The sequence below is a fragment of the Chromobacterium sp. Rain0013 genome, assembly GCF_015291765.1.
Taxonomy (GTDB): Bacteria; Pseudomonadota; Gammaproteobacteria; order Burkholderiales; family Chromobacteriaceae; genus Chromobacterium; species Chromobacterium haemolyticum.
The window spans coordinates 218,589-240,523 of sequence record NZ_CP031514.1 but is presented as its reverse complement, the minus strand read 5'-3'; the positions used below and the strand labels follow the sequence as shown (position 1 = coordinate 240,523).

General features: G+C 63.7%; 22 protein-coding genes. 15 read left to right on the top strand and 7 right to left on the bottom strand.

All coding sequences use genetic code 11. The features are described 5' to 3' along the window. Nucleotides 1-9: 9 nt before the first annotated feature. From DXT74_RS01235 to moaC, 7 genes are all read left to right on the top strand, one after another. Nucleotides 10-921, top strand: a complete 912-nt coding sequence (locus DXT74_RS01235) for a D-alanine--D-alanine ligase (protein WP_194428022.1) — start codon at nucleotides 10-12, stop codon at nucleotides 919-921. Then, complete coding sequence (locus DXT74_RS01230; protein WP_019102324.1) at nucleotides 911-1,636, top strand: cell division protein FtsQ/DivIB; 726 nt, start codon at nucleotides 911-913, stop codon at nucleotides 1,634-1,636. Before DXT74_RS01235 ends, DXT74_RS01230 begins: the two co-directional genes overlap by 11 nt. Nucleotides 1,637-1,682: 46 nt before the next feature. Further along, nucleotides 1,683-2,894, top strand: coding sequence for a cell division protein FtsA (gene ftsA, locus DXT74_RS01225; protein WP_196783868.1), 1,212 nt, complete (start codon nucleotides 1,683-1,685; stop codon nucleotides 2,892-2,894). A gap of 232 nt (nucleotides 2,895-3,126) precedes the next feature. Further along, nucleotides 3,127-4,317 (top strand): cell division protein FtsZ, encoded by a 1,191-nt coding sequence (gene ftsZ, locus DXT74_RS01220; protein WP_039755403.1) that lies wholly within the window; start codon nucleotides 3,127-3,129, stop codon nucleotides 4,315-4,317. Between the two features lie 111 nt (nucleotides 4,318-4,428). Continuing rightward, nucleotides 4,429-5,340 (top strand): UDP-3-O-acyl-N-acetylglucosamine deacetylase, encoded by a 912-nt coding sequence (lpxC, locus tag DXT74_RS01215; RefSeq protein ID WP_043635701.1) that lies wholly within the window; start codon nucleotides 4,429-4,431, stop codon nucleotides 5,338-5,340. Nucleotides 5,341-5,342: 2 nt separating this feature from the next. After that, nucleotides 5,343-5,525, top strand: coding sequence for a hypothetical protein (locus DXT74_RS01210; protein WP_019102328.1), 183 nt, complete (start codon nucleotides 5,343-5,345; stop codon nucleotides 5,523-5,525). Nucleotides 5,526-5,692: 167 nt separating this feature from the next. After that, nucleotides 5,693-6,172, top strand: a complete 480-nt coding sequence (moaC, locus tag DXT74_RS01205; RefSeq protein WP_194427124.1) for a cyclic pyranopterin monophosphate synthase MoaC — start codon at nucleotides 5,693-5,695, stop codon at nucleotides 6,170-6,172. 30 nt (nucleotides 6,173-6,202) lie between these two features. Here moaC and DXT74_RS01200 read toward each other — a convergent pair whose 3' ends face one another. Beyond that, on the bottom strand, nucleotides 6,203-7,144 hold the full coding sequence (locus tag DXT74_RS01200) for a bile acid:sodium symporter family protein (RefSeq protein WP_114152707.1): 942 nt from the start codon (nucleotides 7,142-7,144) through the stop codon (nucleotides 6,203-6,205). A 171-nt stretch (nucleotides 7,145-7,315) separates the two neighbouring features. Between DXT74_RS01200 and dsdA the strand changes: the two genes are divergently transcribed. The 4 genes from dsdA (at nucleotide 7,316) to DXT74_RS01180 (ending at nucleotide 12,491) form a co-directional block, all read left to right on the top strand. Continuing rightward, complete coding sequence (gene dsdA / locus DXT74_RS01195) at nucleotides 7,316-8,674, top strand: D-serine ammonia-lyase (protein ID WP_194427123.1); 1,359 nt, start codon at nucleotides 7,316-7,318, stop codon at nucleotides 8,672-8,674. A 14-nt stretch (nucleotides 8,675-8,688) separates the two neighbouring features. Further along, the gene (gene dsdC, locus DXT74_RS01190; protein ID WP_194427122.1) at nucleotides 8,689-9,615 is read left to right on the top strand and encodes a DNA-binding transcriptional regulator DsdC; all 927 of its coding nucleotides are present in this window, start codon (nucleotides 8,689-8,691) and stop codon (nucleotides 9,613-9,615) included. A 101-nt stretch (nucleotides 9,616-9,716) separates the two neighbouring features. Then, the gene (locus DXT74_RS01185; protein ID WP_081574407.1) at nucleotides 9,717-10,415 is read left to right on the top strand and encodes a glutathione S-transferase family protein; all 699 of its coding nucleotides are present in this window, start codon (nucleotides 9,717-9,719) and stop codon (nucleotides 10,413-10,415) included. A gap of 51 nt (nucleotides 10,416-10,466) precedes the next feature. Next, nucleotides 10,467-12,491 (top strand): M13 family metallopeptidase, encoded by a 2,025-nt coding sequence (locus tag DXT74_RS01180; protein WP_231138252.1) that lies wholly within the window; start codon nucleotides 10,467-10,469, stop codon nucleotides 12,489-12,491. A gap of 150 nt (nucleotides 12,492-12,641) precedes the next feature. Here the strand turns inward: DXT74_RS01180 and DXT74_RS01175 are convergent, their stop codons facing one another. Further along, nucleotides 12,642-13,418 carry a helix-turn-helix domain-containing protein gene (locus tag DXT74_RS01175; RefSeq protein ID WP_194427121.1) on the bottom strand — a complete coding sequence of 259 codons (777 nt, stop codon included), beginning with the start codon at nucleotides 13,416-13,418 and terminating at the stop codon, nucleotides 12,642-12,644. Nucleotides 13,419-13,512: 94 nt separating this feature from the next. On the opposite strand from DXT74_RS01175, the gene DXT74_RS01170 reads away from it, so the two are divergent. Both DXT74_RS01170 and DXT74_RS01165 read left to right on the top strand, forming a co-directional pair. Then, nucleotides 13,513-14,685 carry an MFS transporter gene (locus DXT74_RS01170; RefSeq protein WP_194427120.1) on the top strand — a complete coding sequence of 391 codons (1,173 nt, stop codon included), beginning with the start codon at nucleotides 13,513-13,515 and terminating at the stop codon, nucleotides 14,683-14,685. A 68-nt stretch (nucleotides 14,686-14,753) separates the two neighbouring features. Continuing rightward, complete coding sequence (locus tag DXT74_RS01165; RefSeq protein ID WP_194427119.1) at nucleotides 14,754-15,134, top strand: cupin domain-containing protein; 381 nt, start codon at nucleotides 14,754-14,756, stop codon at nucleotides 15,132-15,134. Between the two features lie 68 nt (nucleotides 15,135-15,202). On the opposite strand, the gene DXT74_RS01160 is transcribed toward DXT74_RS01165, so the two are convergent. Next, nucleotides 15,203-15,739, bottom strand: coding sequence for a YfaZ family outer membrane protein (locus DXT74_RS01160; protein ID WP_043635523.1), 537 nt, complete (start codon nucleotides 15,737-15,739; stop codon nucleotides 15,203-15,205). 92 nt (nucleotides 15,740-15,831) lie between these two features. Further along, entirely contained in the window at nucleotides 15,832-16,473 is a 642-nt protein-coding gene (locus tag DXT74_RS01155) for a YceH family protein (protein ID WP_194427118.1), read from the bottom strand. A gap of 172 nt (nucleotides 16,474-16,645) precedes the next feature. On the opposite strand from DXT74_RS01155, the gene DXT74_RS01150 reads away from it, so the two are divergent. Beyond that, nucleotides 16,646-17,392 (top strand): TlyA family RNA methyltransferase, encoded by a 747-nt coding sequence (locus tag DXT74_RS01150; protein ID WP_043635529.1) that lies wholly within the window; start codon nucleotides 16,646-16,648, stop codon nucleotides 17,390-17,392. A gap of 59 nt (nucleotides 17,393-17,451) precedes the next feature. Here DXT74_RS01150 and DXT74_RS01145 read toward each other — a convergent pair whose 3' ends face one another. Next, complete coding sequence (locus DXT74_RS01145; RefSeq protein ID WP_043635530.1) at nucleotides 17,452-17,928, bottom strand: universal stress protein; 477 nt, start codon at nucleotides 17,926-17,928, stop codon at nucleotides 17,452-17,454. A 166-nt stretch (nucleotides 17,929-18,094) separates the two neighbouring features. Here DXT74_RS01145 and DXT74_RS01140 point away from each other — a divergent pair, with 166 nt between their 5' ends. Next, nucleotides 18,095-18,415, top strand: coding sequence for a hypothetical protein (locus DXT74_RS01140; RefSeq protein ID WP_194427117.1), 321 nt, complete (start codon nucleotides 18,095-18,097; stop codon nucleotides 18,413-18,415). Nucleotides 18,416-18,483: 68 nt separating this feature from the next. Here the strand turns inward: DXT74_RS01140 and DXT74_RS01135 are convergent, their stop codons facing one another. Both DXT74_RS01135 and DXT74_RS01130 read right to left on the bottom strand, forming a co-directional pair. Beyond that, nucleotides 18,484-19,833 (bottom strand): glutamine synthetase family protein, encoded by a 1,350-nt coding sequence (locus DXT74_RS01135; RefSeq protein ID WP_194427116.1) that lies wholly within the window; start codon nucleotides 19,831-19,833, stop codon nucleotides 18,484-18,486. Nucleotides 19,834-20,228: 395 nt separating this feature from the next. Then, on the bottom strand, nucleotides 20,229-21,836 hold the full coding sequence (locus DXT74_RS01130; protein WP_043635538.1) for a methyl-accepting chemotaxis protein: 1,608 nt from the start codon (nucleotides 21,834-21,836) through the stop codon (nucleotides 20,229-20,231). Between the last annotated feature and the right edge of the window lie 99 nt (nucleotides 21,837-21,935).

Sequence of the window (21,935 nt, the reverse complement as noted above, 5' to 3'; positions counted from 1 at the left end):
GACAAGGCAATGACGCAGTACGGCAAGGTGGCGGTGATGATGGGCGGGAGCTCCTCCGAGCGCGAAGTGTCGCTGATGAGCGGCGCCGGCGTGCTCAAGGCCCTGCAGTCCCGCGGCGTGAATGCTCACAAGTTCGATCCGTCGGAACAACCGCTGAGCGCGTTGAAGGAAGAAGGCTTCGACCGCGTGTTCAACATCCTGCACGGCCCTTTCGGAGAAGACGGCACCTTGCAAGGCGTGCTGGAAAGCATGGGCCTGCCGTATACCGGCTGCGGGGTGATGGCGGCGGCGATCTGCATGGACAAATGGCGCACCAAGCTGTTGTGGCAAGGCGCCGGCCTGCCGATCCCGGAATTCGAGCTGCTGGACGAGAACAGCGACTTCGCAGCGGTGGAGGCCAAGCTTGGTCTGCCCATCTTCGTCAAGCCGGCCACTGAGGGCTCCAGCATCGGCGTGACCAAGGTCAAGCAGCCGGGCGAACTGAAAGCCGCGTTCGAAGAGGCGCGCAAATACGACAGCATCGTGATTGCCGAGCGATTCATCGGCGGCGGCGAGTACACCTGTGCGGTGATTGGCGACACGGCCTATCCGACGATCAAGATCGAGCCGGCGACCGAGTTCTACGACTACGACGCCAAGTATTTCCGCGACGACACCGTCTACCGTTGCCCGTCCGGCCTGAGCGAAGCGCTGGAACAGCGCGCGCGCGAACTGTCGCTGGCGGCGTTCCGCGTATTGGGCGGCCGCGGCTGGGGCCGGGTGGATTTCCTGATGGACGAGGCCGGAGGCATTTACTTGCTGGAAGCCAACACCAATCCGGGCATGACCAGCCACAGCCTGGTGCCGATGGCGGCGCGGGCGATGGGCATCAGTTACGAGGATTTGTGCCTCAAGGTGCTGGATATGGTGCATGTGGGATAACCATCGGTTGCTAAGAGGCCTGGCCAATTTGATGCTGGCCGCCGCAGCGCTGATGTTGCTGTATGCAGGAGGGTTCTGGTTGACGCACGCTCCGGTGTTTCCGGTGAAGAAGATCCAGATTCGCGGCGACATGAAACGCGTGACGCCGGAACAGCTGAAGTTCATTGCCGAGCATGAACTGTCCGGCACCTTCTTCACGCTGGACATCGACAAGACGCGGGCGGCCTTCGGCAAATTGCCGTGGGTGCGGGATGCCCAGGTGCGACGGCGCTGGCCGGACGCGCTGGACATTTCGGTGGAAGAGCATGTGGCGCTTGCGCGCTGGGGAGAGAACGGCCTGGTCAATACCCGAGGAGAGCGGTTCGACGCCGCCAGCGATCAGGACCTGCCGGTGTTTTACGGGCCGGCGGGGGCAGAGAAGGACATGAGCGAAATGCTGGGCGGGCTGCGCCAGGATCTGGCTCCGGCGGGCGTCAAGCCCGCGGCGCTGTGGCTGTCCAGCCGCCGCGCCTGGAAAGTGGGGCTGGACAACCAGGTGCAGCTGGAGTTGGGACGCAACGACGTAAGTCCGCGCGCCCGCCGCTTCGCCCAGTACTGGAAGAGCAAATTGGCGGCGTTGCCGTATCACGTGGAATACGTGGATATGCGCTACCCGAATGGATTCGCCGTGCGGATGCCCGATTACAAGGCGCCGCCGGCCAAGGGAAACAAGTAATTAGCAGTTGGAGCGACAGGTGAGCAAACCAAAGGAAAGCAAGAACATGCTGGTTGGCCTCGACATCGGCACATCCAAGATCGTGGCGATCGTCGCAGAAGTCCTGGAGGACGGCCAACTCAATATCGTCGGCATGGGCCACACCCCGTCGCGCGGTTTGAAGCGCGGCATGGTGGTGAACATCGAATCCACGGTGCAGGCCATCCAGCGCGCGCTGGAAGAGGCCGAGCTGATGGCCGACTGCAAGATTCACGAAGTGTTCGCCGGCATTGCCGGCAGCCACATCAAGAGCGTGAACTCGCACGGCATGGTGGCGATCAAGGATCGCGAAGTCACCAAGATGGACATCGACCGCGTGATTGAAACCGCGCGCGCGGTGACCATCCCGCCGGACCATCAGGTGCTGCACATCCTGACTCAGGAATACAGCATCGACGGTCAGGAAGGCGTGCGCGAACCGCTGGGCATGAGCGGAGTGCGGCTGGAAGCCAAGGTGCACATCGTCACCGGCGCGGTGTCCGCCGCCCAGAACGTGACCAAGTGCGTGCGCCGCTGCGGCCTGGAAGTGTCCGACCTGGTATTGCAGCCGATGGCTTCCGCCATCGCGGTGCTGTCGGAGGACGAAAAAGACCTGGGCGTGTGCCTGATCGACATCGGCGGCGGCACCACCGACATCGCGGTGTACGCCAACGGCGCGATCCGCCACACCGCGGTGATACCGATCGCCGGCGACCAGATCACCAACGACATCGCCATGGCCTTGCGCACGCCCACCAAGGAGGCCGAGGACATCAAGATCCAGCACGCGGTGGCGCTGGTGGCGATGGCCGACCCCAGCCAGATGATAGAAGTGCCGGGCGTGGGCGAGCGCGGGCCGCGTCAAATGTCGCGCGCCACGCTGGCCGAAGTGGTGGAGCCGCGGGTGGAAGAGCTGTTCCAACTGGTGCAGCAGGAACTGCGCCGCAGCGGTTTTGAGGATTTGCTGTCCTCCGGCATCGTGCTGACCGGCGGCGCCAGCCTGATGCCGGGCATGGTGGAGCTGGCGGAGGAAGTGTTCCACATGCCGGTGCGCGTTGGCGTGCCCAAGTATGTGGGCGGCCTGGCGGAAGTGGTGAAGACCCCGCGCTTCTCCACCGGCGTCGGCCTGCTGTTGTACGGCAAGGATCAGATTCAAACGCATACCGGCCCCAAGGTGGAGTCGGCGGGCGTGGGCCAGATGTTCTCGCGCATGAAGGCGTGGTTCGCTGGCAATTTCTAGGAGTTTGTTTACGATCCGCTGCGCGTCGGCGATACGGCGTTGAAAACGGCTTCAGAATGCTCATGTACCGTATGTACATTCCGCTTCTTCAGCTGTTTTCGCCTGGTCTCGCTTTAGCTCGCAGGATCGTGAACATTTTACTAAGCGCTACGCAGCCGGCGCACACGCTGGCCACGATAGCGATCGGGCAGATGTATCGGGTAGGTAGCTCATCTTTATTGAGGAGAGGAAAATGAGCGGAATGGTCTTTGAAGTTATGCAAGAAACCGCCAATGTGGCGATCATCAAAGTCATCGGCGTTGGCGGCGGCGGTTGCAACGCCATCGACAACATGATCGACGGCAATGTGCACGGCGTGGAATTCATCTGCGCCAATACCGACGCTCAGTCGCTGCTGCGCAACAAGTCGCCGCAGAAACTGCAGTTGGGCAACAACCTGACCCGCGGCCTGGGCGCGGGCGCCAATCCGGAAGTGGGCCGCAGCGCGGCGCTGGAAGACCGCGAGCGCATCGCCGAGATGCTGCGCGGCTCCAATATGGTGTTCGTCACCGCCGGCATGGGCGGCGGCACCGGCACCGGCGCGGCGCCGGTAGTGGCGGAAGTGGCCAAGGAAATGGGCATCCTGACCGTGGGCGTGGTCACTCGTCCGTTCGAGCACGAAGGCAAGCGCATGAAAGTGGCGCAGAACGGCATCGAGGACCTGAAAAAGCACGTCGATTCGCTGATCGTGATCCCCAATGAAAAACTGATGGAAGTGCTGGGCGACGACGTGACCATGCGCGAAGCCTTCCGCGCCGCCGACGATGTGCTCAAGGGCGCGGTGGCCGGCATTGCCGAAGTCATCACTTGCCCGGGCCTGATCAACGTCGACTTTGCCGACGTGCGCACCGTGATGAGCGAAATGGGCCTGGCGATGATGGGTTCCGCCTACGCTTCCGGCATCGACCGCGCCCGCGTGGCCGCCGAGCAGGCCGTGGCCAGCCCGCTGCTGGACAACATCACTCTGGAAGGCGCGCGCGGCGTGCTGGTCAACATCTCCACCGCGCCGGGTTGCCTGAAGATGAGCGAGTATCGCGAAATCATGGGCATCGTGCGCCAGTACGCGGACGAAGACGCGCAGATCAAGTTCGGCACCGCCGAAGTGGAAGACATGCCGGAAGACACCATCCGCGTGACCTTGATCGCTACTGGTCTGGGCCAGAAGAAGACCGCGCGCAACACCGAGGAGCGTCCGGAGTACATCAAGATCGTGAAGACCGGCACCGACGACCGCGCGGTGGAAGTGGTCAGCTACGACGACTTCGACACCCCGGCCATCATGCGCCAGGGCCGTCGCCGCGCCGCGCCGTCCATGGACTTCTCCAATCCGGAAGTGAGCGAAAGCTACGATATCCCGGCCTTCCTGCGCAAGCAGGCGGACTGAGGCGGAGTCGCTATAGAAGAAAGCTATTTAATACTGCAAATCAATCAATAAAGTGCGGTTTTTGACTGTGCTAGAATCGGGCATTCCCATCCGTTTGAGAAGTCCGACATGATATTGCAGCGCACGCTGAAACAAGCGATAAGCGCCACGGGTGTGGGTTTGCACTCCGGCGAGCGGGTGAAACTCACCCTGCTGCCGGCCGCGCCCGACACCGGGATCGTCTTTCGCCGCACCGACTTGCCCGAGCCGGTGGAGGTGAAAGTGGATCCATCGCTCGTCAACGACACGCGACTCTCCTCCACGCTGGTGACTGACACCGGCGTGCGTGTCGGCACGATCGAGCATTTGATGTCGGCCCTGGCGGGCTTTGGCATCGACAACCTCGTGATTGAGGTCACGGCGGCGGAAATCCCCATCATGGACGGATCCGCCGCCCCTTTCATTTACCTGCTGCAGACCGCGGGCGTGGCCGAGCAGAACGCCAAGAAGCGCTTCATCCGCGTCACCCGGACGGTGGAGGTGGAAGAGCGCGGCGTCTGGGTGAAGCTGGAGCCGCATGACGGCTTCAAGGTCACCCTGTCCATAGACTTCAACCATCCGGCCTTCAATCTGGCGCCGCAGACCGTGGCGGTGGATTTCGCGCGCCATTCCTATACCGACGAGATCAGCCGCGCGCGCACCTTCGGCTTCATGCACGAGGTAGAATACATGCGCAACCACGGGCTGGGCCGTGGCGGCAGCCTGGACAACGCCATCGTCATCGACGACGAATACGTGCTGAACCCGGAAGGCCTGCGCTTTCCGGATGAATTCGTCCGCCATAAAATCCTGGACGCCATCGGCGACCTCTACATCATCGGCCACCCGTTGATCGCCGCCTTCTCCGGCCACAAATCCGGCCACGCGATGAACAACAAGCTGTTGCGCAAGCTGCTGGAAACGCCGGAAGCCTGGGAATACGTCAGCTACGACGATCCGCTGGACGCGCCGTCCAGCTTCCACCGGCTGCCGGAGGTGGCCTAGCGGTGTTCGGCTTCTGGCGCTTGTGGCTGCTCGTCACCATCCTGTTGTTGGGCTGGGCAGGCGTCTGTTATCTATTGACCCGCAATCCGCTCTACCTGCGCTACCTTGGCCGAATCGCCCGCTGGAGCGGCGGCCTGGTGGTACTGGTCAGCGCCTTCTGGCTGATTTACCGGCTACTGTCCTAAGAGCCTGTTTACGATCTCGCGAGCAAGAGCGAGACAAGGCGAAAACTAGCGAAAAAGCGGAATGTACTCGTGGTACATGAGCATTTTGAGGGAGTTTTCAACGCTGTATCGCCGAAGCGCAGCAGATCGTAAACAGGTTCTAAGCGGGCCGGAGGAGTGATGAACCCATGTCCAAATTGACACATTTCGATGCCGGCGGCCAGGCCCATATGGTCGACGTCGGCTCCAAGGCGCACACCCGCCGCCGCGCGGTGGCCGAAGGCCATATCCGCATGCTGCCCGCCACCTTCGCTCTGGTGAAGGGCGGCGGCCATAAAAAAGGCGACGTGCTCGGCATCGCTCGCATCGCCGCCATCATGGCGTCCAAGAAAGCCGCCGACCTGATCCCGCTCTGCCACCCGATCGCGCTGACCCGCGTGGCGGTGGACTTCGAACTGCTGGAGGCCGACAACACCGTGCGCATCGAAGTCACCGCGGAATGCAGCGGCCAGACCGGGGTGGAAATGGAGGCGCTGACCGCCGCCAACGTCGGCCTGTTGACCATTTACGATATGTGCAAGGCGGTGGACCGCGGCATGGTCATCGACGGCGTGCGGCTGCTGGAGAAAGAGGGCGGCAAGAGCGGGCATTGGCGGGTGGAAAGCTGATCCGGCGCGATGTCGCGCGCAGTCTCATCGTTACCCGTGTTGTTCCGCACCGGCCGGCGTCCGCTCGGCGGGCTTGTCCCGCCAATAGCCGGCCAGCAGCGAGCCGGAAATATTGTGCCAGACCGAAAACAGCGCCCCCGGCAGCGCCGCTAGCGGGCTGAAGTAGGCCTTGCCCAACTGGGCGGCCAGGCCGGAGTTCTGCATGCCCACCTCAATCGCCAGCGTGCGGCATACCGATTCGTCGAAGCCCAGCAAGCGTCCTCCCCAATACCCGCCCAACAGGCCGATGGCGTTGTGCAGCATTACCGCCGCAATGGTCAGCGCGCCCACCGCGGCGATGTGGTTCTTGCTGCCGGCGACGATGGCGGCGATCAGCGCGACGATGGCCAGCATCGACAACAGCGGCAGCAGCGGCTCCAGCCGGCGGACCTGAGGCGCGAAGAAACGGTGGGCCAGCAGGCCCAGCCCTATCGGCAGGATGACGATTTGGAGAATGCTCAGCAGCATCGCCGCCACTTCCACCTTGATCGCCGCGTCCACGTACAGCCGGGTCAGCAAGGGTGTGGCCACCACGCCCACCAGCGTGGACAGCGAAGAGATGGTGACCGACAGCGCCACATCGCCGCGCGATAGATAGATGATCACATTGGACGCGGTGCCGCTGGCGACGCTGCCCACCAGAATCATGCCGATGGCCAGTTGCGGCGGCATCTGGAACAGCCGCGCCAGCGCCCAGGCCGCCAGCGGCATCACCAGATAGTGCAGACCGAGTCCGGCCAATACCGGCGCCGGCCGGCTCAGCACCCGTTTGAAATCGTCCAGCGTCAGCGTTAGTCCCATGGCGAACATGATCACCGCCAGCATCAGGCCGGTATGTGGCAGCAAGGGGGTGAACGCCGCCGGCCGCTGGTAAGCGATGGCGGATAGCAGCAAGGCCCATAGCGGAAACAGGCGGGTGATCTTGGCGAGCACGGCGACTCCTGACGGCGGATAATCCGCACATCATAGGCGATGGACCCCGGCGCGTGGCAAGTCCCCGAGTCCGCATGGCTGATCCAGCGTCAGCCGTCGCTTGCGCAATCGTCTTTTGCCAGCGGCGGCGCGGCGCGGTTTAATCGGGTCTTCGATTCCATGGAGCGCGCGATGCAAGCGACGATTGCCGGCAAGACCGTGGCCGACTGGCAGGCCAGCCACCCCTTATTGACGCCCTTGATGGCCTTGCAGCCTTTGAGCTGGTTCAATCCCGCACGGGCGCCGGCGGCGGAAGCATTGGCCGACGTGGGCTTGAGCCGGGCCGACGTCGAGGACGCCGACGCGCGGCTGCGCCGCTTCGCGCCCTATCTGGCGCGGGTGTTCCCGGACGCTGCCGCCAGCGGCGGCATCATAGAGTCGCCGCTGTTGCCGATTCCGGCGATGCGCGCGGCGCTATGGGCCGAGGCCGGCTTGGAGGCGGGCGGCAGCCTGTGGCTGAAGGCGGACAATTTGCTGCCGATTTCCGGCTCCATCAAGGCGCGCGGCGGCATCTACGAGGTGCTGAAACACGCGGAAGCCTTGGCGCTCAGTCACGGCCTGCTGCGGGAGGGCGACGACTATGCCGGATTGGACAGCGATGAGGCGCGAGCCTTCTTCAGCGGCTATCGGGTGGCGGTGGGCTCCACCGGCAATTTGGGCCTGTCCATCGGCATCATCAGCGCCAAGCTGGGTTTCCAGGCCAGCGTGCATATGTCGGCGGACGCGCGGCAGTGGAAGAAAGACTTGCTGCGCAGCCACGGCGTCAATGTGGTTGAGTACCCGTCCGATTACAGCGTGGCGGTGGCCGAAGGCCGCAAGCAGGCGGCGTCCGATCCGCGCTGCCATTTTGTCGACGACGAGAATTCGAAGAACCTGTTTCTAGGCTACGCGGTGGCGGCGGAGCGCCTGCGCGGCCAATTGGCGGAGCAGGGCGTCCGGGTGGACGCGGAACACCCGTTGCTGGTGTATCTGCCCTGCGGCGTGGGTGGCGGGCCGGGCGGGGTGGCCTTCGGCCTCAAACTGGCTTTCGGCGACGCCGTGCATTGCCTGTTCGCTGAGCCCACTCAGGCGCCCTGCATGCTGTTGGGCGTCTACACCGGGCTGCATGAGGCGGTGGCGGTGCAGGATTTCGGCATCGACAATCTGACCGCAGCCGATGGCTTGGCCGTGGGGCGTCCATCCGGTTTTGTCGGCCGGGCGATGCAACGCTTGATAGACGGCTATTACACGGTGGACGATGGCGAGCTGTACCGTTTACTGGCCTTATTGGAGCGGGAGCAGGGGTTGAAGCTGGAGCCGTCGGCGCTGGCCGGCATGCCGGGCCCGCTGAGGGTGCTAGGCGAGTCCCAGGGCTACCGCCAGCGGATGGGCTTGAACGCGGAGAGGCTGGCGCGCGCGGCGCATCTGGTATGGGGCACCGGCGGCGGCATGGTGCCGCCGGCGGAAATGGACGCCTATCTGGCGGAAGGCCGGCGGCGGCTGCCTGCGTGAACGATAATGGCGGCATGCTGAACCTTCCCCCACGCGCCGGCGTTCGGCTGGACGGCGCACAATGGTCCAACCTGCACACCTTCGCGGCGGCGGCGAGGCATTTGAGCTTTGCCCGCGCCGCCGATGAATTGTGCCTGAGCGCCAGCGCGGTCAGTCATCGCATCGCCAGGCTGGAGCGGGCGCTGGGCACCCGCTTGTTCCTGCGGCTGACCCGTAGTCTGCGCTTGAGCGAGGACGGCGAACGCATCTACCAGGCTTGGCTGGCCGGCCAGGCGCAACTGGAGGCGGCTTTGAACCCGCGGGACGAGACCGAACCGGCTGGCGCGGTGGCCTTGTACGCACGGCCCTCGCTGGCGCAATGCTGGCTGGCTCCGAGGCTGGCGGATTTCGCCGAGCGCCACCCGCGCATCGCGCTGGATATCCGCAGCGGCAACGAGATGGTGGATTTTCGCACCTGGAACATCGACCTGGCGCTGTATTACTCCGCCGGCGAGTTTCCCTGCCTGGATGCGCAGCGCCTGATGGACGAGCAAGTGGCGCCGGTGTGCAGCCCGGAGTACGCGGACCGGCATGGCCTGCGCGGCAATCCGGCGGCCCTGGCCGATTGTTTGCTGCTGCACGACGCCCAGGCTTGGGAGCGGGCGGCTCACGATGCTGAATGGCGCGAGTGGGCGCGCCGCCGCGGCGTGGCGCTGCCGTCGCGCGGCATGAGTTTTGACCGTTCCGATTTGTGCGCGCAGGCGGCCGCGCATCACGCTGGAGTGGCGCTGGGCCGGCGGCGTCTGGTTCAAGAGCGGGTGGAGCGCGGCGAACTGATGCTGCCGCTAGGGCCGTTCGAGCCGCTGGGACCACAGGCGTATTATCTGGTGCGCGCGCCGCAAGCGCCGTCCCCTCGGGTGCGGGCGGTCATGGACTGGCTGCGTCGTTGCGCGGCGGATTAACTCTCTTCCTTCCCCCTTTTCACGCAGCCCTCTCGCGCGGGCTCCCGACGGCGTGCTAGTCTGCCTCAGTTCAATGTCATGTTGGCCGCGGGAGGCGCTTGATGATCACCCTGTACCAGTTTGGCCCGGCCATGGGCCTGATGGATCCCAGCCCCTTTGTGGTGAAGGCGGATCTGCTGCTTAAGCTGTCCGGCCTCCCGTACCGCCGCGTGCGCGGCGATATGCGCAAGGCCCCCAAGGGCAAACTGCCCTGCATCGACGACGACGGCCAGATGGTGCCGGACTCCACGCTGATCCGCCTGCACTTGGCGGACAAGCATGGCATCACGCTGGACGCCGGCCTGAACGCCGAGCAGAAAGCGCTGGCCTGGAGCGTGGACTGTATGCTGGGAGAGCATTTCTACTGGGGCATCGTGCATGAGCGTTGGATGGTGGACGCGCATTTCGAGCGCGGCCCCGGCGTATTCTTCAAGGGCGTGCCGTCGTTGCTGCGCGGATTGGTGGTGGCGCTGGTGCGGCGTAAAGTGCGCGCCAATCTGTGGGGGCAGGGCATGGGACGTTTCAGCGAGGCGGAGCGCTTGCGGCTGCTGGAAGCGGATGTGGAGGCGCTGTCAGCCTTGTTGGGCGAGCGGCGTTATTTCATGGGCGACGCCGCCACATGGATTGACGCCAGCGTCTACGCCTTCGTCAGCGGCGCGCTGACCGACGCCATGGGAGAAACGCCGTCGCGGGCGCTGGTGTCGGCGCGCCCCAATCTGGTGGCGTATGCGGAGAGGCTGCGGGCCGAGTTTTACCCTTGATAAGTTAGAGGGTCCGCCGCGAGGCAACACGATAAAAGCAAAGGGGAAAACATGAAGATGAACAGACTGCTGCCTTTGGGGGCCTGGTTGTGCGCGGCCGGCGCATGGGCGGATAGCGGATTGGACTACGGCCGCTACGGCATCGATTTGAACGGCATCGATCCGGCGGTGCGGGTGCAGGATAATCTGTCGCTGCACGCTAACGGGGGCTGGCTCAAGCACGCGGAGATTCCGGCCGAGCGTTCCTCTATCGGCGTGGCGGAAGTATTGGCGGAGCGTAATCTGGAACGGCTGCGACAGTTGATAGAGCAGGCCGGTCAGGGCGCGGACGTCGGCAAGGAGGCGAGTCAGATAGCCGCCTTGTACCGCAGCTTTATGGACGAGGACACCATTGTCCGTCGCGGGCTGGAGCCGCTGCGCGAATCGCTGCGGGCGGTGGCCGGCCTGAATTCGACGGAGGAGGCGGTGCGTTATATGGGTCGGTTGCAGGATCAGCCAGTGGATACGCCGTTTCGCTTCTATGTCAGCCAGGACCCCAAGGACTCCGCCGTCTATCTGGCCGGAGTCGGTCAGTCAGGCCTGGCGATGGACCAGGATTACTACCTGGGCAAATCCGCGGATTTCGCCGCCGCGCGTCAGGCTTACTTGAAGTATCTGGAGCGCTTGTTCGCGCTGGCTGAACTGGACCAGCCGCAAAGCCGCGCTCGCGATGTGCTGGCTTTCGAAACGCGCTTGGCGAAAATACAATGGACCAATGTCGAGAACCGCGACATCCAGAAAACCTACAACAAGCTGAGCCTGGCCGAGCTGGCTCGCCGGCAGCCGGGCTATGATTGGTCGGCTTTGTTGAGCGACGCCGGCCTGGGCGCGGCCAAGCAATTGAACTTGGATCAGCCCGGCTATCTGAGCAAGCTGGCGCCGCTGCTGCGGACCACATCGGCGGCCACATTGCGCAATTATCTGCTGGCGCGCACGCTGGACGCCTACGCGCCCAGCCTGACGCCGGCCTTCGTCGATGCCCACTTCGATTTCTACGGCAAGACGCTGGAAGGCCGCAAGCAAAACCGGCCGCGCTGGAAACGCGGCGTGAGCGTGGTGGAAAGCGGGCTGGGAGAGGCGCTGGGCAAACTTTACGTGGCGCGCTATTTCACGCCGGAAGCCAAGCGCCAGGCCGACGAACTGGTGCGCAATCTGCTAAAAGCCTATGACCAGTCCATCGACACTCTGGACTGGATGAGCGAGGCCACCAAGCGGCAGGCTCATGTCAAGTTGTCCAAATACGCCTTGAAGATAGGCTATCCGGACAAGTGGAGGAGTTACGAGGGCCTGGAGCTGTCCCCGGACGATTTGGCCGGCAATGCGCGGCGCATCGCAAGCTTCAACTACCGGTATATGATCGGCAAGCTAGGCCAGCCGGTGGACCGCAAGGAATGGAGCATGACGCCGCAGACGGTCAACGCCTATTACAACCCGGCCAATAACGAGATCGTGTTTCCAGCCGCCATCCTGCAAGCGCCGTATTTCGATCCCGGCTTCGACCCGGCGGTCAACTACGGCAGCATAGGGGCCACCATCGGCCACGAAATCAGCCACGGTTTCGACGACCAAGGCAGCCAATTCGACGGCGACGGCAATATGCGCAATTGGTGGACCGCCACGGACAACGCGCGCTTCAAGGCCGCCACGCGCAAGCTGGTCAAGCAATACGGCCGTTACCAGCCGGTGACCGGCCATTACGTCAACGGCGAGCTGACGCTGGGCGAGAACATCGCCGACAACGCCGGCCTGGAAGTGGCGTACAAAGCCTACCATTTGGCGTTGGGTGGCAAGGAGGCTCCAGTGCTGGACGGCATGAGCGGCGACCAGCGCTTCTTTATCGCCTTCGCCCAATCCTGGCGCAGCAAAACCCGCGACGAGGCCACGCTCAAGCAACTAGTGTCGGATCCGCACACGCCGGACTTGTGGCGCCCCATCGGCACCGCCAGCAATATGGAGCCGTTTTACCAGGCTTTCGACGTCAAGCCGGGCGACAAGATGTATTTGCCGCCTAAGCAACGTTTCCATTTGTGGTGGTAAGAACCTGTTCATAATCTGCTGCGCTGCGGCGATACCGCGTTAAAAACCGCTTCGAAATGCTCATGTACCACTTGACCATTCCGCTTTCTCAGCCGTTTTCGCCTTGTCTCGCTCTTGCTCGCAAGATTTTGAACAGGCTCTAAGACATTCTCAGAGTAAACGTTTGAGTTGGCCGGGTGTGAGCCCGGCATGGCGGCGGAACATGGCGATGAAGGCGCTGTCCTGCGCATAGCCCAGTTCCGTCGCCACCCTGCTTACGCTTTCCCCCTCGGCTAGTAGCCGGCTGGCTTCCATTATTTTCAGTTGCCGCCTCCAGGCGCTGAAGCCAAGACCGGTCTGTTGCTGGAACAACCTGTTGACGGTGCGGCTGCTGGCGCCTGCCTGAGCCGCCAGTTGTTCCAAAGTGGCTTCGCCGCCGGGCTGCTGCAAGAGCTGCTCGGCAATGCGCAGCAGCCGTCGGTCCTGCGGCAGCGGCAAACTCAGCGCCTGCTCCGGCGCGCGGCCGGCTTCGTCCAGCAATACCTCCACCAGCCGTTCTTGCTCAGGCTCCAACGGCGACAACGGCCACTCCGCCACCCGCACGATCAGCTCCCGCAGCAATGGACTGACGGCGATGATCTGCGGCCGACGCGGCAGAGAGGGATAGACCGCAGGGTCGAAATACAGGCTGCGGTAGGCGAAGGGCTTGCCGGTTTCGGCCTGGTGCCATAGTCCCGAGGGAATCCAGGCGGCCATCGTGGGGGGCAGCACGCAGCGGGTATGGCCGATGCGGATTTGCAGCACGCCGCTGACCGCGTACATCAGTTGCGCGCGGCAATGGCGATGCAGGCCGGAATCGTGCGGCGCCGGCGCGTCTATGGCCATGCCCACGATGGGGTCGGCCAGCTGGTCCGGGTCCGGGGCCGTGGCGGGCTGGTAGCGCGGCATATTGTCCGATTATCAATGTTTCATGGCTATCCATCGATAATAGTCAGGTCTTCATCCTCCTACAATCCGTGCTCAATGTTTGAAGGAGGACAAAATGAGATCCGCGACTCGGGCGGCGCCGCTGGCGCTGCTGATTGTATTGCTGGGTTTTCCGCAATTGAGCGAAACCATTTACGCGCCGGCCTTGACCGAGATCGCCCAGGCTTACCGCGTCAGCCCAGGCCAGGCGCAACTGACGATGAGCGTCTACTTCCTGGCTTTCGCCTTCGGCGTGGTGTGCTGGGGACGCTGCGCCGACGTGTATGGCAGACGGCCGGCTTTGCTGTCCGCTCTGGGGTGCTACGGCGCGGGCGCGGTCCTGGCCGTATTGAGCCGCGATTTCGCCGTGCTGTTGCTGGCGCGCCTATTGCTGGCTTTCGGCGCCAGCGCCGGTTCGGTGGTGGTGCAGACCATGTTGCGAGATCGCTATCAGGGCCCGGCCTTGCTGGCGGTGTTCGCCACCGTCAGCGCCGCCTTGTCGCTGTCTCCGGCCTTGGGCCCGCCGCTGGGGGCGCTGTTGGTGGCCGGTTTCGGTCATCTTGGCGTGTTCACGGCCTTGTGCGGCTTGGCGGCATGGTTGCTGCTGCTGTCCTGGAGGCTGGCCGGCGAGACCCGGCCGGCGGATTTGCCGCCTCCGGCGGCGCTATGCGCGGTGGCGGTCAGAATGGCGCGCGATCCGCGGGTATTGGCCACAGTGTGGCTGGTGGCGGGTTTCAATCTGTTGTTGTTCGGCTTTTACACCCTGGCGCCGTTCACGCTGCGGTTGCTGGGCATGCCGGCCTGGCTGTTCGGCCTCAGCGGTTTGCTGGTGGCCACCGGCGGCTTGTTCGGAGCCTTCGTCAACCGCCGCTTGGCGGCGCGCGGCGGCGGCGCACGCTTGCCTCGCGCGGCGCTGGCTGCGGCCGGGGCGGCTGCGCTGGTTCAACTGTCCAGCGCTTGGCCGGGATGGTCTCCGCCTGTGGCCGTCGGCGTACTGCTGGCCAGTCAACTGGCGATCGCAGCGGCCTTCGGCTGCGCGATTCCGCCTTTGCTGGCTGAAGCGTTGAGGGACTACCGCCAGGTGCAAGGCACGGCCGGCGCCTTGCTGGGCCTGATGTATTACCTGCTGATCGCCGGCGGGTTGGCCTTGATCAGTGTGGCCTACCAGCCTTATGTTGGTTACCAGCCTTTGGCGATGGTGCTGCTTTGCATGGCGATGTGGCCGGCGACGCGGCGATTGGAGCGCTAGGAGTTGAATATTTCGTGTGATCCATGGCATTGTGTTAAATATTTCAAACACAAATGGAGAGCAGCGCGATGAAGCAGGCCAGCGATATCATTGTGTTCCAGTGCCACGACGTGGCGCTGGAATCGTTTGTGGCGGCCGAAGATCGCCGCATCGCCGGCGAGTGCCGGCAAAGCGTGGCCAACCATTATTCCGATCCCAGCGGCCAGTTTCACGCCGGCATTTGGAGCGGTGGTCTGGGCTGCTGGAAAGTGCGCTACAGCGAACATGAGTTCTGCACCTTGCTGCAAGGCCGGGTGCGGGTCAGCGACGAGGCCGGGCACAGTGTGGAGTTGGCGCAGGGCGACCACTTTGTGATCCCCGCCGGCTTTGTAGGCACCTGGCAAGTGCTCGAGCCGGCTTGCAAGACGTATGCGGTGTTCGAGCCGCGGCAGCCGCGGGACCGGGAATAGGGCGGTTGCCCGGAAAGGCGAAACAGCCCCGCGTTGCGGGGCTGTTTTTCGTGGGGGAAACGCTGAGTTTAAAAAGTGAAGCCGGCGCCGATGTACATGCCGTCGGCCAGCCGGCGGTTGCGGTTGTTGTCTTTGCGTTCAATATCGAAGTAGCGGTAGCCGGCTTCGACGGTGAACGGGCCGATCGGATTCCAGCGCACGCCGGCGGCGAGATCGCTCACGTTCTTGACGCTGCCGCTGGCCATGCTGTCGCCAGCGTAATAGGCCTGGCCGTAGAGGCTGACCTTGGGCGCCAGCTGGATGTTGGCGCGGCCGCCCAGCAAGGCGGCGGTGCCGGAACCGCTATCCGGGTTCAGGCCCATCAGCTTGCCGCCGCCGGCCAGGGTGACGGGGCCTAGCGGAATGGCGAACTCCAAGCCGGCGCCGCCGGCGTTACCTTTGTGGTCGCTGTTCAGGTAGTCGATGGAAAGGCCCAGGCCCAGGCCTTGCGGGGTGCGGCTGAATTGCTGGAAATCCTTGCCGGCGATGAAGCTGTAGTCGGCGGCGTGGGCGGCGGCGGCCAGGGAGAGCAGAGCGGCGGCGGCGCCCAGTTGCAGAGTTTTCATGGGGTCACTTCTCTTGGGTGAGTTAGACAACAAGGGAAGTGACCGCTTTTTAAGTAACAAGTTCGACGCGCCGCCAAATATTCACGCGCGAATCATTCGCTGGCGAGCAGGTTTTCCAGTTCCAGCAGTCGGGTCTTGAGGGCGGCCACTTCCGCTTCCAGCGCGGCGACGCGGCCGGCCATGCCCACTTCGATCACGCCGCAGCCGTTGTCGCCGGCGGCCGGCAAAGACGGCGGTTCGCCGCTGAGCAAGTGGGCCCAACGCGCTTCGCGCTCGCCGGGTTGACGTTCAAGCTTCAGCACCAGCGGCGGGTATTTGTCGGCCAGCGCGTTGAGCGCGGTTTCCACTTCCTCCATGCCGCTGAAGCCGTAGATGCGGCCTGAGCGGGTGCGGATCTCCGCGGCTGTCTGCGGCCCGCGCAACATCAGCAGCGCCAGCGCGGCCAGCCGCGCGCCTTCGATATTCCATTCGTAATTGAGCCTGTGTTCGTACTTGGCCACCCGGCTGCCGGCGGGCAGCCGCTCGTTCACCAGTTTCTTGGCGATCAGGCTGTCCAGCGCCGCGCTGATGTCGGCCTCGGACAGTTGCATCACCGGCTCGCGGCTGGTGAGCTGATTACAGGCCGACGCCAGGCCGTTCAAGGTCATCGGGTAGGCGTCCGGGGTCAGCGCCTGCTTTTCCACCAGGGCTCCCAGCACGCGCACTTCACGCGCTTCCAGTTGATGTGTATCCATCCATGTCTCCGCTTGAGGCTGCCGACGCCGGGGGCGGCGGCGGGCCGGATTGGCATGTAGCGATTCTAGCGCGGTTGGAGGGGCCTCCGCACGGTGAGATCGTGACCTTGGCTTGACAGCGGCCGGCGCGCTTGCCACGCTGTGCGGTTTTGTCGATGGTTGGGAGAGCGCGATGACGCGAGTGGACGTGTTGCTGGTGGAACTTGGCTTGGCGGCTTCGCGCACGGCGGCGCAAAACTTGATCGCCGCCGGGCGGGTCAGTTGCGATGGCGCGCTGGTGAGCAAGCCCAGTCAGAAATGCGCGCCGGGCAGCCGTTTCGATATCGCCGCCGATCCGTCCGATCGTTTCGTCTCGCGCGGCGGGCTGAAAATGCTGGGCGCTTTGGAGTCGTCCGGCCTGGACCCGCGCGACGCGCTGGCTTTGGATGTGGGCCAGTCCACTGGCGGTTTTAGCGATTGCCTGCTGCAACAAGGCGCGCGGAGGGTGGTGGGGGTGGACGTGGGCCACGATCAATTGCATCCGCGGCTGCGAACGGACGCGCGCGTTCGTTATTTCGAAGGCGTAAACGCCAGGGCGTTGGACCACGCCGCCTTGTTGGCGGCCAATGACGGGCTGCCCTTCGACCTGATGGTATGCGACGTGTCCTTTATTTCCCTGACCCTGGTGTTGCCGTCGGCGCTGCCCTTGATCCGTCCCGGCGGGCATCTGCTCAGCCTGGTGAAGCCGCAGTTCGAGGTGGGACGCGAAGGTTTGGCCAGAGGGGGCATCGTACGCGACGAGAGTCTGTATCCGCGAGTGAGGGAAAAAATCAGCGAAGCCGTGCGGGAGCAGGGGTTCGAGCTGTTGAAGTGGTTCGACAGCCCGATCACAGGCGGCGACGGCAACCGCGAGTTTTTCATCTACGCGCGCAAACGCTGAGCGGCGCGAGGCGATGCTTTTTATGATGAAGGCATCGCCACGGCCGCGCGTCGCGGTTATTATTCCGCTTGGCCGAATTCGCTTTGTTCGCTGCGCAACACCATGACCGGACAGTTGGCCCGACGCAGCAGGTTTTGGGCGAAGCTGCCCAATAGCAGGTGGGCGATGCCGCTGCGGCCATGCGTGCCCAGCACGACCAGGTTGGCGTTGTGGCTGTCGGCATAGCGCACCAGCAGCTCCGCCATGTCGGCCCCGCCGTCCCAGCTTTCCGCCATGTGGATCTGCACTTGTTCCACGCCGGCTTCCACTGCCTGTTTGCGCGCCTGTTCCAGCACGCGGTTGCCGTCGCGGAAAGCTTGATCGTGCAGTTCGTGGGTGCCGAGCAGGCCGACGCCTTCCACCGCCAGGTCGCGCAGGCTGGCGATGTGGAACAGCGTCAGGCTGGCTTTGCAGAACTTGGCGATGCGAATGGCCTCCAGCAGCGCCTTGTCCGAATTGCTGCTGCCGTCCAGCGCGGCGATGATGTGTTGGTACATGTTCGATGTCCTTTATGGCTGGTGAGACGGAGGGCTATCGTGACAGCATATCGTGGAGGGCAGCACAGGCCAAGTCGGCATAGGCCGGGCTTGACCTAGCGCAAAGCATTGGCGAAGGGGCCGGGTGGTGTTTTACAATTCAATCTTCAGTTAAAGGTTTGATTTGATGCTTGTTTTTCTATTGATCATCGGCGCGTGCTTGCTGGCTTTGCTGGGGTGGATTTTGTACTCGCGCCGCGCGCCGCACCAGGTCAAAAGGACGCGGGCCGAGGACAAGGTGTACGCTTTGAATACTCAGATCCGCGCGGTGGAGCCGCCGGAGCATTCCACGGGGATGGCTTTTGGCGTGCTGCTCAAGGCTGCGCGCGGGGATCGAGCCGCGGTGGAAAAGTGGATTGTGGCCGAGCAATATCGCGGCAACGTGCCGGTCAGCCGCGATGAGGCGATCGAGCTGCTGGCGAGACGGCTGTTATTGAGCAGCAACTGAGGTTTTCCGCGCGAGAGAATAAAAACAGGCCCGCATAAACGGGCCTGTTTTCATTGACCAACCGGTTCTCAGGCCAGCAGGCCCAGGTATTGACGCTCCCACGGCGTAATCTGGCTATGGTAGTGGCTCAGTTCCACCTCCTTCACCGCCAGGTAGGCGGCGCTGAACTCCGCGCCGAACAGCCGCTTGGCGGCGTCGCCGCCGGCCATGGCCTCGCAGGCTGCGTCCAGGGTGTTGGGCAGGCTGGCGCGTTCGCTCTTGAATACATTGCCGGTGGCGGGCTCGCTGGGCCGCAAGCGTTCTTCAATGCCCAGCAGGCCGGCGCCCAGGCTGGCGGCCAGCGACAAATAGGGGTTGGCGTCGCAGCCGGGCAGCCGGTTTTCCACGCGGCGGCCTTCGGGGCCGGACACCGGCACCCGCAGTCCCACCGAGCGATTGTCCAGGCCCCAGCTCAAATTGACTGGCGCGGCCATGCCCTTGACGAAGCGGCGATAGGAGTTGGGACTGGGGCAGAACAAGGGCATCAGTTCCGGCAGATAACGCTGCAGTCCGGCGATGAAGCCGTGGAAAGTGTCGGAGGCTTCGCCGTCGGCGCGGCTGAACACATTGTCGCCGCGCTGGTCCACCACGCTTTGGTGCAGGTGCATCGAACTGCCCGGCTGGCCCGGCAGCGGCTTGGCCATGCACACCACGCTGAGTCCATGGAGGTTGCCTATCTCCTTAAGCGCGGTCTTGAACAGGAAGGTTTGGTCGGCCAGCGCCAGCGCGTCGCCGTGTTTGAGATTGATTTCAAACTGGCTGGGGCCCATCTCGTGGACGAAGGTGTCGGTGGCGATGCCCAGCATCTCGCAGGCGCGGTACAGATCGTCGAAATAAGCTTCCAGATCGTTGAGCGAGGAGAAGCTGAAGGAGTCGAAGCCGGCTTCGCGGCGGCCGCTGCGCAGCGTTGGAGGTTGAAACGGCTGTTGCGGGTCGCCGTGGGCGGCGAAGATGTAGAACTCCAGCTCCGGCGCCACCACCGGCGTCCAGCCTAGCGCCGCGTAGCGTGCCAGCACCGCTTTCAGCGCCGAGCGCGGCGCCAGCGGCGCGAGGCTGCCGTCGTGATCGACGCAGTCGCAGATCACGCTGGCGCGCGGGGTCTTGGCCCATGGCACCTGGCGCAGAGTGGCGAAGTCCGGCGCCAGCGTGACGTCGGGATCGTGCTCGCCGTAAAAGCGGTAGTCCGGAAACTCTCCTATGCAGCTTTGAATGGGCACCGCTCGCGCAATGCGCAGCGGTTGCCCCTTGATGAAGGCTTTGGCCGGCAGGGTTTTGCCGCGGGCAAAACCGTGCACGTCGGCGAAAGCCAGTTCTACGTCACGAACATTCTGTTGAATCAGCCATTCGGCCAAGTCCGCCGGGATGGTGGCCTGGGACATGAGTCTCTCCCGATGCGCTTGCGCGTTATTGTTTGCATGTTTGGGTCTGTCTGTCCGTGGCGTGGTTTTATTTTTGGAGCGTTTGCTCTGCGGCCATTATGCCATCAGGCAGGGGCGGGAGGGCAAGCTCGGAATGAAGGCGGCAAAAAGCCCCGGCGGACCGGGGCTTGGGGGAGGGGAAGGCTTGGAACGTGTTTTCAACGCCCTTTTCTATCGATCTCGCTGACGCGCAGCAGACCGCAAACAGGCTTTTAGAGCCTGTTCACGACTTCGCGAGCAAGAGCGAGACAAGGCGAAAACGAGCGAAAAAGCGGAATGTACAAGGGGTACATGAGCATTTTGAGCTTGTTTTTTAACGCCGTATCGCCGCAGCGCAGCAGATCGTGAACAGGTTCTTAGAGGCGGAAGCGGCCCACGGTCTGCTGCAGGGTATCCGCCTGCTGATCGATGGCGCGCACCGCTTGCACTGCGTTGCTGACCGAGTTCTGAGTTTCCTCCACCACGCCGGCCACCTGTTCGACATTGCCGGCGATATTGGTGCCGGCCTGGCTTTGTTCGCCCATCGCCACGACGACATTGTGCACGTTCTCCAGCGCCTGGCTGGCTTGCTTGCTGATGGCGTCCAGGGTCTGGGCCGCCTGTTGCACCTGTTCCACGCCGCCCTCCACCGCCGGACGGATGTCGTCCATCTGGTTGGACACGCTGCCGGTTTCGCTCACCACCGCTTGCACGATGGTGGAGATTTCATCGGTGGCGGTGGCGGTGCGTTCGGCCAGCTTGCGCACTTCGTCGGCCACCACCGCGAAGCCTCGGCCGGTTTCGCCTGCGCGGGCGGCTTCGATCGCGGCGTTCAGCGCCAGCAGATTAGTCTGGTTGGCGATATCGCGTATGGTCTCGGCGATGCCGCTGATGTTGCGGGTGCGCTCAGCCAGTTTGCCCACCATATCGCTGGCCGCATGCACTTGGCCGGCGATATTGCGGATGCCGTCGGCGGCTTGGGCGGCCAGCGCTTCGCCTTGGCGCGCCAGTTCCACGGTGCCGCGCGAGCCGGACTCGGTATCGCGAGCGCTGGCGGTGACGTGGTCGATGCTGACCGACAGCTGCTCAATGGCGGCGGCGGCGGAACTGGTGGAGGAGCTGGCCACGCCGGACACTTCGTGCACCTTGTCCATGTCGCTGGACAGCTGGCGGCTGGCCTGGTTGATATGGGTGGCCGCCAGGCGGATCTCTTCTATCATCTGGCGCAGTTTCAGCTGCATTTCGCGCATCGCCGCCAGCAGGCTGTGCGGCGGGCCCTGTACCGCGATGTCGGTGCCCAGGTCGCCGTCGGCGATGGCCTTGACCACCTGCGCGGCATAGTTGGGATCTCCGCCCAGAGATTGCATGATGCTGCGCGATACCAGCAGGATCAGCCCGGCAAGCGTGATCATGCCGATGGCGGCGATGATCAGCAGCGTGCGCGCCTGACTCCAGAACAGTTGGTCGATGTCGTCGATGAAAATGCCGGTGCCCACCATCCAGCCCCAAGGCTCGAAGCGCACCACGCCGTTGAGTTTGGGAAATTCTTCCTTGCTGCCCTTGCGCGAGGTCTGGATGGTCACCAGGCCGTAGTGGTCCTTCTGCAGCGCCTCTTCATAGACCGCCACCGTGGTGCGGCCGTCCGGCAGGGTGCTGCCCATGTCCACTTTGCCCACCCGGTCCTTGTTGGGGTGAAACATCACTACGTTTTGCGGGTTGCGGCCGAAGAAGTAGATGTCATCCACCTTGAGCGCGTTGAGCGCGGCGATGGCTTGTTTTTGGGCGTCGGCGCGCGGCAGGCCTTTTTCTTCCAGCTTCTGGAAGTGGCTCATCGTGCCTTCGGCCATGCGCAGCAGGTGGGTGATTTGCTCGCGCTTTTCCTGGACCAGCGTGGCGCGGGTGGAGAGCAGCGCCACGGCCGCGATGCTTAGCAGAGCCAGCAGGCTGGCCGCCATGATGATGAACAGTCTGGTATTGACCCGCATGATGTTCGCTTTTCGAAGGTGGATGTCTGATTTTGGGCGGTAGGTCCTGTCTTTGCCGGCGGCAAGAGCAGGACCGGGATTATCGCCTGTTGTAGTATG